Raw genomic sequence first — 15053 nt, forward strand, 5'->3', positions numbered from 1 at the left:
CCCCGCCGCCCCGCCGCCCCGCCGCCCCGCCGCCCCGCCGCCCCGCCGCCCCGCCGCCCCGCCGCCCGGAGGACGTGGTCCCGGCCTCGCGGGGATGCCGCGGGAGCGTCGGTGGGAGTACCGTCCGCGGGGGCGTGGCGGTACCGTCGAGGGGCTGTGCGTGGGCTTCGTATTCATTCGGCGGCGCTTTGAATTCGGTCATGCGCCGACCGTTGTTATTTCCCTCACCGCCCCGGCCGTCCGAAATTCAGGGACTCATTGCCTAGAATTTGGCCCGGACACGACACACGAGGGGAGCGGTGACCGTGCGACGGGACTTCAAGGGCCCTGCGGGCTGCCGTTCCGACCTGGTCATAGGCCAGGAGGAGCCGTCCGCGGCGGCGCGTGAGCAGCTCGCGCGCGGCGGGAGTGTGCTGCTCCACGGGCCGGCCGGAATAGGAAAGTCGACCCTGCTGCGGGCATTGGCCGCGGAATACGCCCCGACGGCCCGCACCGTGTTGCGCTGCTCCGCCACCGAGTCCGAATCCCACCTGCCCTTCCTGGCCCTGGCCGACCTCTTCGGCCTGGTCCTGGACGAGGTGTCCGGCAAGCTGCCCGCCGCCCAGCGCACCGCGCTGGAGTCGGCGCTCACCGGACGCGGCGAGTCCACCCTGCAGCGCGACGGCCTCGCCCTGCGCCTGGCCGTGCTGTCCGCGCTGCGCGCGCTCGCCGCGAAGGGCCCGGTCCTGGTGGTCGCCAACGATCTGCAGTGGCTGGACCCGGCCAGCGCCGAGCTGCTCGGCTTCGCCGCCCGGCGCCTGGGCGAGACGCCCGTGCAGATGCTGTGCGCGGTGCGTACCGAGGACGAGGAGTACGACCGTCATCTGCGCACCTGCCCGCCCGACACCCTCTCCGTCCGGCTGAACCCGCTCACCCGTACCCAGGTCTCGGCCCTGCTCGACCACCGCGGCTACACCGGCCTGCCCCGCTCCACGGTCCGCGAGATCCACCGCACCAGCGGCGGCAACCCCCTGTTCGCGCTGGAGCTGGGCCGCGCCCTGGCCGAGAACCCCACCCCGCCCCGGCCGGGCGAGCCGCTGCCGGTGCCGACCTCGCTGCGCGCCCTGGTGCTCAGCCGGCTGGAGATGCTGTCGGACGAGGCCCGCCGCACCCTGCTCGTGGCCAGCGCCGGCGCCCGCCCCACCCCCGCCCTGCTGCACGCGGCCGGCCGGGAGAACGCCGAGGCGGAGTGCGCGCAGGCCGCCGGACTCGGGCTGCTGGCCACCGAGCCGGAGGGCCCGGCCGTACGGTTCGCGCACCCGCTGATCTCCGCCGCGCTGTACGCGGAGGCGCCCGCCCAGGAGCGGCGCGCCGCCCACGCCGCCCTGTCCACCGCGGCCTCCGACCCGATCGAGCGGGCCCGTCACCTGGCCCTGGCCACCACCGGCACCGACCCTGAGGTGGCCGCCCGGCTCGCCGAGGCCGCCGCGCTGGCCCGGGACCGCGGGGCACCCTCGGTGGCCGCCTCGCTGGGGCTGCTCGCCGCCCGGCACACCCCGGCCGACAGCGAGCCGGGCCCGGACGTCCGGCGGTTGCAGGCCGCCGAGGACGCCATCACGGCCGGCGAGGTGGACCTCGCCCGGGACATCGCCCGCGAGGTGCTGACCCGGGCCGCCGTGCCCGCCGAACGGGTGCGGGCCTGGATGGTGGTGATCGAGGCCGCCGGTCAGGCCCTCGGTGACGTGGACGCCGTCTTCCCGCAGGCGCTGGCCGACGCCGGCGACGACCCGCGGCTGCTCGCCCTGGTCCACTACCAGCTGGCCTGGCGCGGCCTGGTCGTGCAGGGCGACTTCGCCGAGGCCCGTCAGGAGGCCGCGTGCGCGGCGGAGCTGGCCGCGCGCGGCCGGGACCGGCGCACCGAGCTCATGGCGCTCGCCCTGCAGGCCTCCACCGAGACCCTGATGGGCCATCCGGGCGCCCCCGTCACCATCAAGCGGGCGCTGAAGGAGCCTCAGGACCCGTACGTGGCCTGCCATCACAACGGCGTCGGCTCGGCCCGTTTCCGCTGGCTGCTGATGAGCGACCGGCTGACCGAGGCCCGGGCCACCATCACCGGGCTGCTGCGCGAGGTGCGGCGGCGCGGCATGGTCGAGAGCGAGGTGCACTACCTGCGTCTGCTCGCCGAGACCGAACTGCGCGCAGGGCACTGCGGCCGGGCCCTGGACCTGGCCCGGGAGAGCCTGCGGATGGCCCGGGACACCGGCATCGGCGAGAGTGCCTCCGCGATGCTGGCCTCCCTCGCCGAGGCCTCCGGCGGCGACACCGGACGGGCGCTGGAGCTGGCCCGGGAGGCGGTCGGGCACGCCGATGAGGACGGCGACCAGATGTACCTCTCCCGCGCGCTGGCCGCCCTGGGGTACGCCCAGTTCGTGGCCGGGGACGACCAGGCCGCCGTGGCGGCGCTGCGCCGGGTGGGCGAGCTGGAGCTGGGGCTCCACATCACCGACCCGGCGCGCGGGCGCTGGCACGGCGATCTCGCGGAGGCCCTGGTGCGCACCGGGGAGCCCGCCGAGGCCCAGCGCGTCATCGACGTGGCCCGCGAGCACGCGATGCGGCTCGGCCGGGAGAGCGTGCTGGCCGTACTCGACCGGTCCGAGGCGCTGGTGCGGGCCGCCCGCGGCGACCAGGAGGGTGCCGTCGCCCGGTTGGCGTCCGCACAGGACCGGCTGGCGAGGCTGGGCAACGGCCTGGAGGAGGCGCGGGCCGCGTTCGCGCTGGCCCGGCTGCGCTCCCGGCGTCCGGGGCCGACGTCGTACGACGAGGCGGCCCGCCTGTTCCGGCGCTGCCGGGCGCTGCCGTGGCTGCGCCGGGTGGAGGAGGCCGCCGCCGCCCGCCCGGTCCGGCCCGAGGTCGTGCCGGCGGCGCCGGACGGACTCGCCGCGCTGGACAGGCTCGCGTCGATGGAGCGTCAGGTGGCCGCGCTGGTCATGGAGGGCGCGACCAACCGGGAGATCGCCGCGCGGCTGTACGTCAGCGTCAAGACGGTGGAGGCGACGCTGACCCGGGTCTACCGCAAGCTGGGGATCCGTTCGCGCGTCGACATCGTCCGATTGGCGGCGGGCCGGCGCGCGAAGTGAACGCGGCGCGGATTGACTGACCGCGTGGATCCAGTGAGGGCCGCCGGGTACGACCGAGGGTTTTCCCTGTCCAACTCCCTTAGGGGGTTCCCTCATTGGAGGCGGGTGGGCCCGGTCCTAGCGTAAGGGGCGTGCCGCTCGCCCGGGCACACGGGGCCGGTGTACGGATGCCGGCGCTCCCGTGCTCCACCCCCGCCCGCGCCCCCCACCGGCCCGCCCCGAGGAGACGCATGTTCGGCCTCACCCGCGCCAGACCCGCCGCCGCGCTCACCGCCGGCGCCGCCGTCGCCGCGACCGTGCTGCTGACCGCCTCCTCCGCGCTCGCCGCCCCCCGGCCCGTCGTCGGCGGCTCGCCGACCACGACGGCGGCGTACCCGTTCGTCATGCAGATCACGGACGCGTCCGGCAGGCAGTTCTGCGGCGGCACCCTGGTGGCGGCCACGAAGGTGGTCACCGCGGCGCACTGCGTGGTCGGCGATCCCCCGGGCAGTGTGCGCGTGGTGGGCGGGCGCACCTTCCTCGACGGCACCGACGGCACGGTCGGCGAGGTCAGCCGCATCTGGGTCGACCCGGAGTACACGGACGCCACCGAGGGGGGCGACGTGGCCGTACTCACCCTGGCCGCCCCGATGCCGTACGCGGCGGCGAAGTACGTCTCCTCCGCCGACGCCGGCGTGTACGCGGCCGGCGCCACCGCCCGCGTCCTCGGCTGGGGCACCACCGCCGAGAACGGCACCTCCTCCAACCAACTGCGGACCGCGACGGTGCCCGTCGTGTCCGACACGGAGTGTCAGAACTCCTACGGCTCCGACTTCGTCGCGAGCGACATGGTGTGCGCCGGATACTCCTCCGGCGGCGTCGACACCTGCCAGGGCGACAGCGGCGGTCCCCTGCTCATCGGGGGCGTCCTGGCAGGGATCACTTCCTGGGGCAACGGCTGCGCCGAGGCGGGTCACCCGGGTGTCTACACCCGGCTGACCGCCTTCTCCGGCCTCGTGACGGCGCAGGTCGACTCCTGAGCCGTACCCCAGTGAAGACCGGGGGGCGTTGCGGGCCTCCACGAGCGGCCCGCAACGCCCCCTTTCCACACGGGATGATCGACCGCCGTTCGTCTCGGGGTCAGTCCCGTTCGGCTTGGAGCCGGCGGATCACGATGGCGAGGTCCACGACGGCTGTCAGGGCCAGGGCCGCGCAGATGCCGGACAGGGTGGCGAGGACCGTGTCGCTGGGGCTGTCGTTCGGGGTGGAGCCGGCGGACCAGGTGGCGAACAGGACCGTTCCCGCGATGAAGAGGGGGAAGAAGACGGAGGCCAGCAGCAGGCGCAGGCGGAGGGGGCTGCGGGCGGTTCGGGGCTCGGTGCCGGTGCGGCGGTGTTCGTCGTACACGGGTCTCCTCGTCTCAGTGCATCGGGGCCTCAGTGGTTCGGGTCGGCCCTGCTGATGTCCGACAGCGCGGAGTGCGGGTCCTCGGCGGTGGCGAGGTCGCCGAGGCTCACCATGCCGACGGGGCAGCCGCCGTGTTCGACGACGGGCAGGCGGCGTATGGCGTACTGGCGCATCAGTTCGACCGCGTGGTCGGTGGTGTCGTCGGGAGTCAGGGTGACCACCGGGGGCCGGGTGCAGACCGAGCCGGCGGTCGTGGTGTGCGGGTCGCGGCCCTCGGCCACGGCCCGGATCACGATGTCCCGGTCGGTGAGCAGGCCGAACAGGTCGCAGTCGTAGGCCACCAGGACGTCGCCGACGTTCTGCTCGCGCATCACATGGGCCGCGCGTTCCAGCGTGGTCATCGGCTCGACGGCCACCGCGCCGGGCGACATCACGTCGCGTACTCGCCGGGTCATGGGCACCTCCCGGATCGGATCCGCGGAACTCCGCAGACCGCGGACGCTCCGGCTGTCCGCCGCGTAGCCAGAACCGGCGGTCCCAAACGGGGCCGCGTGCCAGCCGGTCCAGTGGTGGACGGCGACCGCGATCACGGGGCCGTGCGGTGGGGTGTCGCGGTACTGCGGGTACTTGCGCAGCAGCCGGGCGAGCGCGGTGCCGTACTCCACCACCGTGGCCTCGTCCGCCGCGTCGGGTGGCACGATCCGGGCGTGGCCGTCGGCGCGGACCCACCACAGGTGGTCCCAGTCCTCGGCGTAGTCGTCCGCCAGCAGGGACACGGACGGGTCGGCCTCGATGTTGCGCAGGCGTTGGAGGCGGGTCGTGGTCTTGGGCTTGTGGTCGACGGCCGTCACGAGACGGTCGTCGCCGAGGGCCGCGAACACCACCGGCACCAGGTGCGGCCGGCCCGCCGCGTCCACCGTGGCCAGCCGTGCCACCCGGGCGGCCCGGAACCGCCGGCGCGCCTCGTCGAGGTCCATGCGGGGCACCGGACCCTCCTCTCAGTGGTACGTCAGCGCCCGCACGACCTCGTCGTCCGTCAACTGCTCGAAGTCGTCGTACCAGACACCCACGGCGGTGAAGGACGACGGCCGGCGGAGGCAGATCACCTCGTCGGCCTCCTCACTCAGTGCCTCGACCGCGTCGGGCGCGCCGACGGGGACGGCGAGGACGGTGCGGGCGGGGCCCCGGCTCCGCACGTGACGCAGGGCGGCGCGGGCGGTGGAGCCGGTGGCCAGGCCGTCGTCGACGACGATCGCGGTACGTCCGCGCAGGTCCGGGGCGGGGCGGCCGTGGCGGTAGCGCCGGGCGCGGCGGTGCAGTTCGGCGCGTTCGCGCTCCACCACCGGGGCGAGGTCGTCCTCGGTCAGCCCGAGGTCGTGCAGGGCCGCCTTGTCGAAGAGCGGGGGGTCGTCCCCGGCGATCGCGCCGAGGCCGTACTCCTCCTGGAAGGGCGCGCCGATCTTGCGTACGACCACCACGTCCAGCGGGGCGTCGAGTGTCCGCGCGACCTCCCGGGCCACCGCCACGCCGCCGCGGGGCAGCGCCAGCACGACGGGGTCGGGCAGTGCACCGGCCTCGCGCCGGGCGCGCAGCCGTTCGGCCAGTTTCCGTCCGGCCTGCGCGCGGTCACGGAACCTCATGGGCCTTCCTTCCCTTCCATGTCGGGTACCCCGCCGGGCCCCTGCCGACCACACAATGGGTGGCAGGGGCCGTGACGGAGGGAGACGCATGCCGTGGCTTGCGGTTCCGCTGTGGGACGTGGGCAATGGGCAGGGCCCGCGCCAGCTCGCCGAGCTGGGGCTCGCGCTGCTGCTGTCGAGCCTGATCGGCTGGGAGCGGGAGGCGAAGCAGAAGAGCGCGGGCCTGCGCACCCACACCCTGGTCGGGGTCGCGAGCGCGCTGATGATGGAGGTGTCCCAGCACGGGTTCACCAGTGTGCTCGGCCTGGAGCACGTGTCGTTCGACCCCTCCCGGGTGGCCGCGCAGATCGTCTCCGGCATCGGTTTCATCGGCGGCGGTCTGATCTTCGTACGGCGGGACGCGGTGCGCGGGCTGACCACCGCCGCCACCATCTGGCTGACCTGTGCGGTGGGCATGGCCTGCGGGGGCGGCCTGCCGATCCTGGCGCTGGCGGTCACCGCGCTGCACTTCGTGGTCGTCCGCGGCTACCCCCGGCTGCCGGGCCGGCTCTTCCCCGGGCCCGTGTCCGCCACGGTCGAGGTGCGGCTGACGTATCTGGCGGGCCGGGCGCTGCTGCCGCGGCTGATGGAGGCATGCACCCGGCTCGGCTTTCGTATCCTGCAGGTCCGGGTGGACCAGTTGCCCGGCCGCACGGACCAGGCCTCCCAGGTGCTGCTGCGGCTGGAGGGCACCGCCGACACCGGGCACCTGGCGTCCGAGCTGTTCCACCACGACGGGGTCGTCGACGTCGATCTGAGCCTGGGGGGTGACGAGGAGCAGGACGAGTGACGGCCGTACGGCCGTGTCGCGGGTGAGTGACGTGGGTGGGCGACGTGGGCGGGCGACGTGGGTGGGTGATTGGCCCGCCGTCGTCCGGGCACCCGGGGCGCACTGTGCACCAGGAACAACGACAGTCACGCATTCTGCAGTCACGGATTCTGCTCACGGGATGGTTCAGCTTCCTCGACGGCGAGGCGACCGCCGGGGACGTACTGGCGCTGCACCGGGTCGAGGAGGTGCTGCGGCGGGCGGGGTTCGACTACGACGTCGCGTGGAGCCCCGGTTTCCGGCCCGGCGCCCTGCACCTGGACGACGCCGTGCCCGAGCGGTACGGGCGGCTGGTGTTCGTGTGCGGTCCGCTGCACGGGCCGCAGATCGAGGAGCTGCACCGCCGGTTCGCGCACTGCGTGCGGATCGCGGTGGGCGCTTCGGTGATCGACCCCGGCAGCGCGGCCGTCACCGGCTTCGACCGCGTCATCGCCCGCGACGCCCCGGCGGCCGGGCCCGCCCTCGACCTGGCCGCCCACGCCCCCGCGCCTGCGGCGCGGCCGGTCGTCGGGGTGGTGCTCACGCACGGGCAGCACGAGTACGGGCGGGCGAGCCGGCACGACGTGGTGGCCAAGGAGGTGACCGACTGGCTGCGCGGCAAGGACTGTGCGCGGCTGGAGCTGGAGACGCGGCTCGACATCCACGACTGGCGGCTGTGCGCCACGTCCGCGCAGCTCCAGTCCGTGCTGGTCCGCCTGGACCTGGTGGTCACCGACCGGCTGCACGGGCTGGTGCTCGCGCTGCGCGCCGGTACGCCCGCGCTGGCCGTGGACCCGGTCGAGGGCGGCGCGAAGGTGACCGCGCAGGCGCGTGCCTGCGACTGGCCCGCGCTGGTGCCCGCCGAACGGCTGGACGCGGCCGAGCTGGACCGCTGGTGGCACTGGTGCCTGACCTCGGGCAGGGTGGCCGCGCGGCGGGTCCGGGACGAGTTCGCGGGCGGCGCGGGGCGGGACGGGGCCGAGGAGCTGGTGGCGGCGCTGCGGCGGGGCCACGCCGGTTAATCCGTGGGGCGTCAGGGGCACCCGGGAGGGGACTTCCAGGCAGGTCGGTCTCCCGTAGGAGCAGTCCCCCGTAGGAGCAATTGTGTCGACAAACCGACTCCCGGATCACGAACAGCGGATCCTGAACGAGATAGAGCGTGCCCTGAGCCGTGACCGCCGTCTGGTCCGGCGGCTGCGGCCGCAGCGGAGGAGCCGGTGGCGGTCGGCCCTCTCCCGGGTGGCGTCGTACTCGCCCCGGGTGTGGACCGTGGTGGTGCTGCTGGCGGTCTCCGTGGGCCTGATGACGACCGGGATCGTCACCTCGGAGCCGGCCGTGATCTGGGCGTTCGCCGTGGTGTGGCCGGTGGCGCTGTTCTCCGTCTTCCGGCTGCTGTGCCGGTGGACGGAGCGCTGAGCCGTGAGGGTCGGATCCCCCTGCTTCAGCTGGAGTGCTTCAGCTGGAGGAGAGGTCAACCCGTGTAGCTGCGTGCCGTGGAGCGGCGCTGGCTGTCCTCCAGGAGCCGGAACCGTGCCTCCACGTCGGGCGGTAGCACGCGGCGTTCGCGCAGCACCCACGGGAGGGCGGCCGTCGCCTCGGCGAAGGCGCGCAGGGAGGCGGTGTCGCGGGGCACCGTGCGGGCCAGGTGCAGGGTCCGGCGCAGGGCCGGGCGGGCCGGCCGGCGCAGCCAGGTGAACCACAGGGTGTTGCGGATGCCGTCCCGGCGGCGACGCGTGGAGTCCCGGACGGACGATGGCTGGTGATGGATCGCCAGGTGTTCGGCGTACGTCAGCCACCAGCCGTCCGCCGCCAGGTCGGCGGCCAGCAGCTCCTCCTCGCCGCCGAGCCACAGCCGCGGGTTGAAGCCGCCGACGCGCCGGAAGGCGTCGGTGCGCAGGACGGTCGCCGCGGCGAGGAAGGAGCCGAGCGCGGGGCCGGGCAGCCAACACGGGCCGAGGAGCGGTGAGTTGCGCAGTTCCTCGACGATCGGGTCCTCGGTGCCGTCCGGTTCGACGAGGATGCGGGCGGTGACGGCGCCGAGCGCGGCATGCTGGTCGAGGAGGTCGGCGGCGCCGGACAGCGCGCCGGGCGCCCACCAGGAGTCGTCGTCGCAGAAGGCCACGTAGGGTGTACGGACCCGGCGCACGGCCAGGTTGCGGCCGACGGCGCCCAGGTTGCGGCCGGGGCGCAGCAGCCGTACGCGCGGGTGGTGGCGGGCCACGGCGGTGGAGGTGCCGTCGGTGGAGCCGTTGTCGGTGACGATCACCTCGGGCTGCTCGGGGAGCTCGGCGAGCCGGTCGAGGGTGCGCAGGAGTTCGAGGCGCCGGTTGTGGGTGATGACCACGACGGTGGTGCGGGGGTCGGTCATGGGGTGGCTCCGGTGTCCGTGCTCGTCTCCAGGAGGCGGGCGGCGCGCTCGATGTGTGGGGGCAGGGGGCGGCGGGCGCGCAGGGCGCCGGGCAGGCGGGTGAGTGTTTCGCGCAGGGCGCGCCGGGCGTGCGGGTCGTGGCGGGCGTCGACGGCCAGGCGACGGGTGCGGGCGAGGGCGTGCGGCAGGGGGCGGCGCAGCCAGGCGGTGAGGAGCTCGTTGCGGCGTACGACGGCCGGGCGGCCGGTGCGCGGGCCCTGGGCCGGGTGGTGGTGGGCGACCACCTCGGGGCAGTGGGTGACGACGGCGGGAGTCCCGACGCTCATGGCGTCACCTCCGGGTGGTTCGTGGAACGGCGGTCGGCGTGGACGGTGTGATCGATGTGCGTCACGCCACCTCCGACTTCAGTTCGTGGCCGGCCAGGACCCGCCGGTAGACCTGTTCGACGCCGTCGGCGACGCGCCGCCAGGTGAAGCGGGCGAGGACGCGTTCGCGGCCGGCGGCCCCGTAGCGGCGGCGCAGCCGGTCGCTGCCGAGCAGGTCGCGGGCGGCGGCGGCGATCGCCGCGGGGTCGCCCTCGGCGACGAGCCGGCCGGTGCGGCCGTCGGCCACCGAGTCGCGGTGGCCGCCCACGTCGGTGGCGACGACGGGCACCGCGCACGCCATCGCCTCCAACGGCACGATTCCGAACGGCTCGTACGTCGGCGTGCACAGCACCAGGTCGGCGCCGCGCATCAGCGCGGGCATCCGGGCCGGGTCGACGGCGCCCAGCAGCCGTACCCGGTCGCCGACGCCCTCCTGGACGGCCAGTTTCCGCAGCCGTTCGGCCTCGGGCTCGGTGTGCAGCAGGTCGGGCGGCGGGCCGCCGGCGACGAGGAGCTCGGTGTGCGGGATCCGGGTCAGCGCCCGGATGGCCTGGTCGTAGCCCTTGCGGGGGACGAGCCGGCCGCAGGCGAGGAGCCGGTGCCGCTGGGCGCGGGCGGGCACGTCGGCGGTCTCGGCGCCCGGGTGGAAGTGGTCGGCGTCGACTCCGCAGGGCACCACGGAGACCTGGCTCGGGGAGACGCCCATGTCGGCCAGTTCGTGCACCTCGTCGGTGCAGGTGGCCAGGACGCGGTCGCAGATGCGGCCGATCTGCCGCTCGATGCCGATGCGTTCGACGGGGCTGGTGTCGGCGCGGCCCTGGTGGCGGCGCTTGACGGTGCCGAGGGCGTGGAAGGTCTGGATGACCGGGATGTCGTGCGGGCCGGCGCCGAGCAGGGAGGCCATGCCGGACATCCAGAAGTGGGCGTGGACCACGTCGGGCCGCTCGCGGCGCCAGACGCGGGCCAGATGGGCGCCGAAGGACGGCATGTGCGCGAACAGGGCGTCCTTGGGGAGGGGTTCGGGCGGCCCGGCCGGCACGTGCTCCACGGCGGCGCCGCCGGGCAGCGGCACGCGGTCGGGCAGCGGCACGCGGTCGGGCAGGTCGGCGCTGTCGCGCCGGGTGTGGACGGTGACGTCGTGCCCGCGGCGTGCCAACTCCTCGGTGAGGCGGGCGACGTACACGTTCTGGCCCCCGGCGTCGACCCCTCCGAGCACGGCGAGCGGGCTCGCGTGCTCGGACACCATGGCGATCCTCATCGGATCACCTCCTTCAGCAGCCGCTCCCAGTCGTCCAGGAACCGGGAGAGCCCGTAGCGGGCGAGCGCGGCGGCGCGTGCGCCCTCGCCGACCATGCGGGCGTGCAGCGGGTCGGCGACGAAGTCCCGTACGGCGTCGGTCAGTACATCGATCCGGTTGGAGACCACTCCGGCGCCCGGGGGCACCGCCTCGGTGACCTCGGTGGTGGCGAGGGCGACCACGGGCATGCCCAGGTGCATCGCCTCCAGCAGGGACAGGCCGAGGGAGGTCCAGCGGACCGGGTGGAGGTAGAGACGGCGCCTGGCCATCGCCAAGTGCAGTTCCTTCTGGACGAGTTCGTGGGAGCGGCAGCGGTCGGGCGGCAGGGCGAGGTGGGAGGCGAGGCCGTCCGTGCCCATGCCGAAGACGTCCAGGGGGGCGGCGTGCGCGAACGTCGGCAGCAGGTCCGTACCCGTCGTACGGCCGCGCCGGACCGGCTCGTTGACGACGACGGCCGCGTGCGGCACCTCGCCGGTCCACAGCGGGCCGGGGTCGACGATGCCGTGTTCGATGACGGTGGTCTCGGCGCCTCCGGCGTCCCACATCAGCCGGTTGAAGTGGGTGACGTGCACGAGCGGCACGTCGCCGGGCAGGTCGGCGACCGGGTGCCGGGTGTCGGGAACTCCCGAAGAGCAGCCGTGGGGGGCGTTGTGCTCCAGGTAGACCATGGGCGGCCGGCGGCCCAGCCACTTCCGTACGAGGTCGTACTCGTGCGGGCGTTGCAGGACGACGAGGTCGATGCCGGCGTCCCGCAGTTTCTCCGGCGGGAGTTCGATCACGGAGTCCGGCCAGTCGAAGGTGCGGGCGCGGCCGAGTCCGTCGGGTCCGCGGTCGGGGGTGACGGGGACGACGTAGGTGTGCGGGCCCTGGACGAACGCGGTCGTCCAGGAGCCGTGCACGTGCCAGATGAGGATCCTCACGCCTTCATCACCTTCTCCACGGCGGCGAGCACGTCGTGCGCGGTCACCGACTCCAGGCAGGGGTGTCCGGGCACCGGGCAGTTCCGGGCGCGGCTGTCGGCGCACGGTGCGCTCTGGTCGCCGAGCAGCACGTAGGGGATCCCGTAGGGGCGCCAGCGCTCGGCCGGTACGACCGGTGCGAACAGGGAGACGACGGGGGTGCCGACGGCGGCGGCGAGGTGTGCGGGGCCGGTGTTGCCGGTGACGGCCGCGCGGGCCCCGGCGAGTACGCCGGCGAGTTCGGCGGCGCCGGTCCGGCCGCCGAGGTCCAGGCCGTGGGTGCCGGCCACGTATGCGGTCAGGTCGCGCTCTCCCCCGCCCCCGGTCACGACGACCCGGTGCCCGGCCGCGGTGAGTTCCCGTACGGCCTGCGCGCAGCGCCGCGGGCTCCAGGCGGGGGCGTTCCGGTGGCGCCACAGGCCGGTCAGCCAGTGCCAGGTGGCGGCGGACGGGATGAGGACGCTGGTGACGGCCATGGTGGTCACCTCCTGCCGGGTGCGCGGCCCGGGGGCGATCCGCGCCCAGGCGAACTCCGCGGTGCCCGCCGCCCAGCCGAGCCCGGCCACGGCGGCGGCCCGGGGCCGGCCGGCCGCGGCGAGCGCGCAGGCCGCGACACCGGCGGCGGTGACGGCGAGGTGGGAGCGGATCCGGCCGCGCGGGGCCACCGCCTTCCGCCACCAGTCGGGGCCGTGCAGGCGCAGCATGAGCGCGTCGTCGGCGTTGCCGCGCTGGGCGCGCAGCGACACCCAGCGGTCGGCGGGGCGGACGGGGTGGCGGGTGGTGCGGCGGCCCTGGCGGATGCGCCAGCCGGCGTCCAGGACGCGCAGCGCGAGGTCGGCGTCCTCGCGGAAGGCGCGCCGGAAGCGCTCGTCGAAGCCGGCGACCTGCTCGAGGGCGTCGGTGCGGTAGGCCATGTCGGCGGTGATCCAGCAGGCCCGGGTCAGGCCGGCGGTGCCCCGCTCCCAGTCGGTGGGGCGGCGCTCGCCGGGCAGGGGCACGGCGATCACGCCCTGCACGGCGCCGGTGTCGGGGCTCGCCTCGGCCAGGTCCTGCGCCACCTGGTCGCACCAGTGCGGGCCGACCTGGACGTCGTCGTCGAGGAAGGCGACCCAGGGCGTGGTGACCGCGCGCAGCCCGGTGTTGCGGGCGGCGGCGGGGCCACGGCCGCCGCTGGTGAGCACGGTGGTGCGGGCGCGCAGGTCGCCCAGCACGCTCAGCGGGTGCTCCAGCGCGTCCGGCTCGGGCTCGGGCCGGTCGTCGACCAGGACGATCTCGTCCGGCCGCGGTCCGGTCGCGGCGGCGAGGGCGGCCAGGCAGTCGACGAGGGTGCCCCGCGCGAGCGTGGGGACCACCACGGCGTAGGCGGGCCCGGTCCCGGTGGTGCGGCCGTCGGTGCGGGTCATGCGTACGCCCTCCCCCTGCGCACCGCGTACGGGCCGATCGCCAGCAGGTCGACGGGCGCGGAGCCGAAGCACTCCAGCGCGTCGCGCGGGTCGTCGACCATGGGCCGGCCGGCGGTGTTGAGGCTGGTGTTGACGACGACGGGCAGCCCGGTGCGCTTCTCGAAGCCGCGCAGCATGCGGGCGACCAGCGGTTCCTGGCGTTCGTCGACGGTCTGGACGCGGGCGGTGCCGTCGACGTGCACCACGGCGGGGATGCGGCCGCGCCAGTCCCGGTGCACGTCGTGCACGAACAGCATGTACGGGCTCGGCATCGGTCCCTGGAACAGCTCGTGGGCGCGTTCGGCGAGCGCCATGGGCGCGACCGGCCGGAACTCCTCGCGGCCCTTGACCCTGTTCAGCCGCTCCAGGTTCTCGGCGCGGCCCGGGTGGGCGAGCAGGGAGCGGTGGCCGAGGGCGCGCGGGCCGTACTCGCTGCGGCCCTGGAACCAGGCCACGATCCCGTCGCGGGCCAGTTCCTCGGCGACCGTCTCGGCGATGTCGTCGGGCCGCTCGTACGGTACGGCGGCCTCCTCCAGCCGGGCGCGCAGCTCCTCGTCGCTCCAGCCGCGCCCGAGGTCGGCGCCGGGCATGGGCTCGGGAACGCCGCCCTCGCTCTCGGCCAGGTACAGGGCGCCGCCGAGCGCGGTGCCGGCGTCACCGGCGGCGGGCTGCACCCACACGTGACGGTACGGGCCCTTCGCGGCGATCCTGGAGTTGGCGACGCAGTTGAGGGCGACGCCGCCGGCCATGGTCAGGGCCTCGCCGCCCGCCTCGCGGTGCAGCCAGTGGACGAGTTCGAGCAGGGTCTCCTCCAGGACGGCCTGGCAACTGGCCGCGAGGTCGGCGTGGTCCTGGGTCCACGGCTCGCCCTTGGCGCGCGGCGGGGCGAGTGCGGCCCAGTCGACGCCGTGGGCTCGGAAGCCGCCGTCGCCGGTGGCGTGGACGTAGGGGCGCAGCCGGTGCAGGAAGCGGGGCTTGCCGTAGGAGGCGAGCGCCATGACCTTGTACTCGTCGCTGCTGCGCAGGAAGCCGAGGTGTTCGGTCAGCTCCTCGTAGAGCAGGCCGAGGGAGTGGGGCAGGGCCTGGGCGGCGAGCGTGTCGAGCTTGCCGTCGTGGAAGCGGCCGGCCAGGTGGGAGGCGGCCTCGCCGCGGCCGTCGAGGACGAGGACGGCGCTGTCCGGGTGCGGGGAGGCGGGCCCGGCGGAGGCGGCGTGCGCGATGTGGTGCGGCACGAAGACGACCTTGGCCGGGTCGAGCCCGGGCAGCGCCTCGGCGAGGAACTCGGGCGCGCGGCGCGCGTACTCCAGACGCAGCGGGTCCCACGGGTCGAACAGGCCCATGTCGGCGGCCGGACGGGCCAGGGCCGGGTCGAAGGAGTAGGTGACGGCGTCCAGCTCCTCCGGCTCGACACCCGCGTGCTCCAGGCACCAGCGGGCGGAGAGTTCCGGCAGTTCCCACGCGGAGAACGGCACCGGGCGCTTGCCGTGCTTGCGCCGACTGAAGCGCTCCTCCTCGCCGGCCGCGACCGTCGTGCCGTCGACGACGAGGGCGGCGGCGGGGTCGTGGAACAGGGCGTTGATACCAAGGATGCGCATGGGGGCGGCTCCGTCCCGTTCGTCGGATGGTTCGGCGC

Annotated in this window: 13 protein-coding genes and 2 pseudogenes; 5 read left to right on the forward strand and 10 right to left on the reverse strand. The window is 75.1% G+C overall.

The window, feature by feature from the left end; genetic code table 11:
- The first annotated feature begins 299 nt into the window (after positions 1–299).
- Both ACX25U_RS07380 and ACX25U_RS07385 read left to right on the forward strand, forming a co-directional pair.
- Entirely contained in the window at positions 300–3116 is a 2817-nt protein-coding gene (locus ACX25U_RS07380; RefSeq protein ID WP_454389793.1) for a helix-turn-helix transcriptional regulator, read from the forward strand.
- 230 nt (positions 3117–3346) lie between these two features.
- Positions 3347–4135, forward strand: coding sequence for a S1 family peptidase (locus tag ACX25U_RS07385; RefSeq protein WP_454389795.1), 789 nt, complete (start codon positions 3347–3349; stop codon positions 4133–4135).
- Between the two features lie 100 nt (positions 4136–4235).
- Here the strand turns inward: ACX25U_RS07385 and ACX25U_RS07390 are convergent, their stop codons facing one another.
- From ACX25U_RS07390 to ACX25U_RS07405, 4 genes and pseudogenes are all read right to left on the reverse strand, one after another.
- The gene (locus ACX25U_RS07390; protein ID WP_454389797.1) at positions 4236–4502 is read right to left on the reverse strand and encodes a DUF6343 family protein; all 267 of its coding nucleotides are present in this window, start codon (positions 4500–4502) and stop codon (positions 4236–4238) included.
- A gap of 29 nt (positions 4503–4531) precedes the next feature.
- Positions 4532–4957, reverse strand: coding sequence for a CBS domain-containing protein (locus ACX25U_RS07395; RefSeq protein WP_454394149.1), 426 nt, complete (start codon positions 4955–4957; stop codon positions 4532–4534).
- A gap of 108 nt (positions 4958–5065) precedes the next feature.
- Positions 5066–5479, reverse strand: a pseudogene (locus ACX25U_RS07400) (TIGR03668 family PPOX class F420-dependent oxidoreductase); the annotation flags it as partial.
- 21 nt (positions 5480–5500) lie between these two features.
- The gene (locus tag ACX25U_RS07405; RefSeq protein ID WP_454389799.1) at positions 5501–6142 is read right to left on the reverse strand and encodes a phosphoribosyltransferase; all 642 of its coding nucleotides are present in this window, start codon (positions 6140–6142) and stop codon (positions 5501–5503) included.
- 88 nt (positions 6143–6230) lie between these two features.
- On the opposite strand from ACX25U_RS07405, the gene ACX25U_RS07410 reads away from it, so the two are divergent.
- The 3 genes from ACX25U_RS07410 (at position 6231) to ACX25U_RS07420 (ending at position 8405) form a co-directional block, all read left to right on the forward strand.
- Positions 6231–6971, forward strand: a complete 741-nt coding sequence (locus tag ACX25U_RS07410; protein ID WP_454389801.1) for an MgtC/SapB family protein — start codon at positions 6231–6233, stop codon at positions 6969–6971.
- A 104-nt stretch (positions 6972–7075) separates the two neighbouring features.
- On the forward strand, positions 7076–8011 hold the full coding sequence (locus ACX25U_RS07415) for a polysaccharide pyruvyl transferase family protein (RefSeq protein ID WP_454389803.1): 936 nt from the start codon (positions 7076–7078) through the stop codon (positions 8009–8011).
- An 82-nt stretch (positions 8012–8093) separates the two neighbouring features.
- On the forward strand, positions 8094–8405 hold the full coding sequence (locus tag ACX25U_RS07420; protein WP_454389805.1) for a DUF3040 domain-containing protein: 312 nt from the start codon (positions 8094–8096) through the stop codon (positions 8403–8405).
- 55 nt (positions 8406–8460) lie between these two features.
- Here ACX25U_RS07420 and ACX25U_RS07425 read toward each other — a convergent pair whose 3' ends face one another.
- The 6 genes and pseudogenes from ACX25U_RS07425 to ACX25U_RS07450 form a co-directional block, all read right to left on the reverse strand.
- Positions 8461–9357, reverse strand: a complete 897-nt coding sequence (locus ACX25U_RS07425) for a glycosyltransferase family 2 protein (protein WP_454389807.1) — start codon at positions 9355–9357, stop codon at positions 8461–8463.
- Positions 9354–9659 (reverse strand): annotated as a pseudogene (locus ACX25U_RS07430) (glycosyltransferase family 2 protein); the annotation flags it as partial. The pseudogene ACX25U_RS07430 and the gene ACX25U_RS07425, both read right to left, overlap by 4 nt.
- Before the next feature lie 85 nt (positions 9660–9744).
- Positions 9745–10980 carry a glycosyltransferase gene (locus tag ACX25U_RS07435; protein ID WP_454389809.1) on the reverse strand — a complete coding sequence of 412 codons (1236 nt, stop codon included), beginning with the start codon at positions 10978–10980 and terminating at the stop codon, positions 9745–9747.
- On the reverse strand, positions 10977–11939 hold the full coding sequence (locus ACX25U_RS07440; protein ID WP_454389811.1) for a glycosyltransferase: 963 nt from the start codon (positions 11937–11939) through the stop codon (positions 10977–10979). Before ACX25U_RS07440 ends, ACX25U_RS07435 begins: the two co-directional genes overlap by 4 nt.
- Positions 11936–13381 carry a glycosyltransferase gene (locus ACX25U_RS07445; RefSeq protein WP_454389813.1) on the reverse strand — a complete coding sequence of 482 codons (1446 nt, stop codon included), beginning with the start codon at positions 13379–13381 and terminating at the stop codon, positions 11936–11938. The genes ACX25U_RS07440 and ACX25U_RS07445 overlap by 4 nt, the downstream gene beginning before the upstream one ends.
- A complete protein-coding gene (locus ACX25U_RS07450) occupies positions 13378–15015 on the reverse strand; it encodes a carbamoyltransferase family protein (RefSeq protein WP_454389815.1) in 1638 nt (545 codons plus the stop codon). The genes ACX25U_RS07445 and ACX25U_RS07450 overlap by 4 nt, the downstream gene beginning before the upstream one ends.
- Positions 15016–15053: the final 38 nt, after the last annotated feature.

Source organism: Streptomyces sp. JNUCC 63 (genome assembly GCF_054366325.1).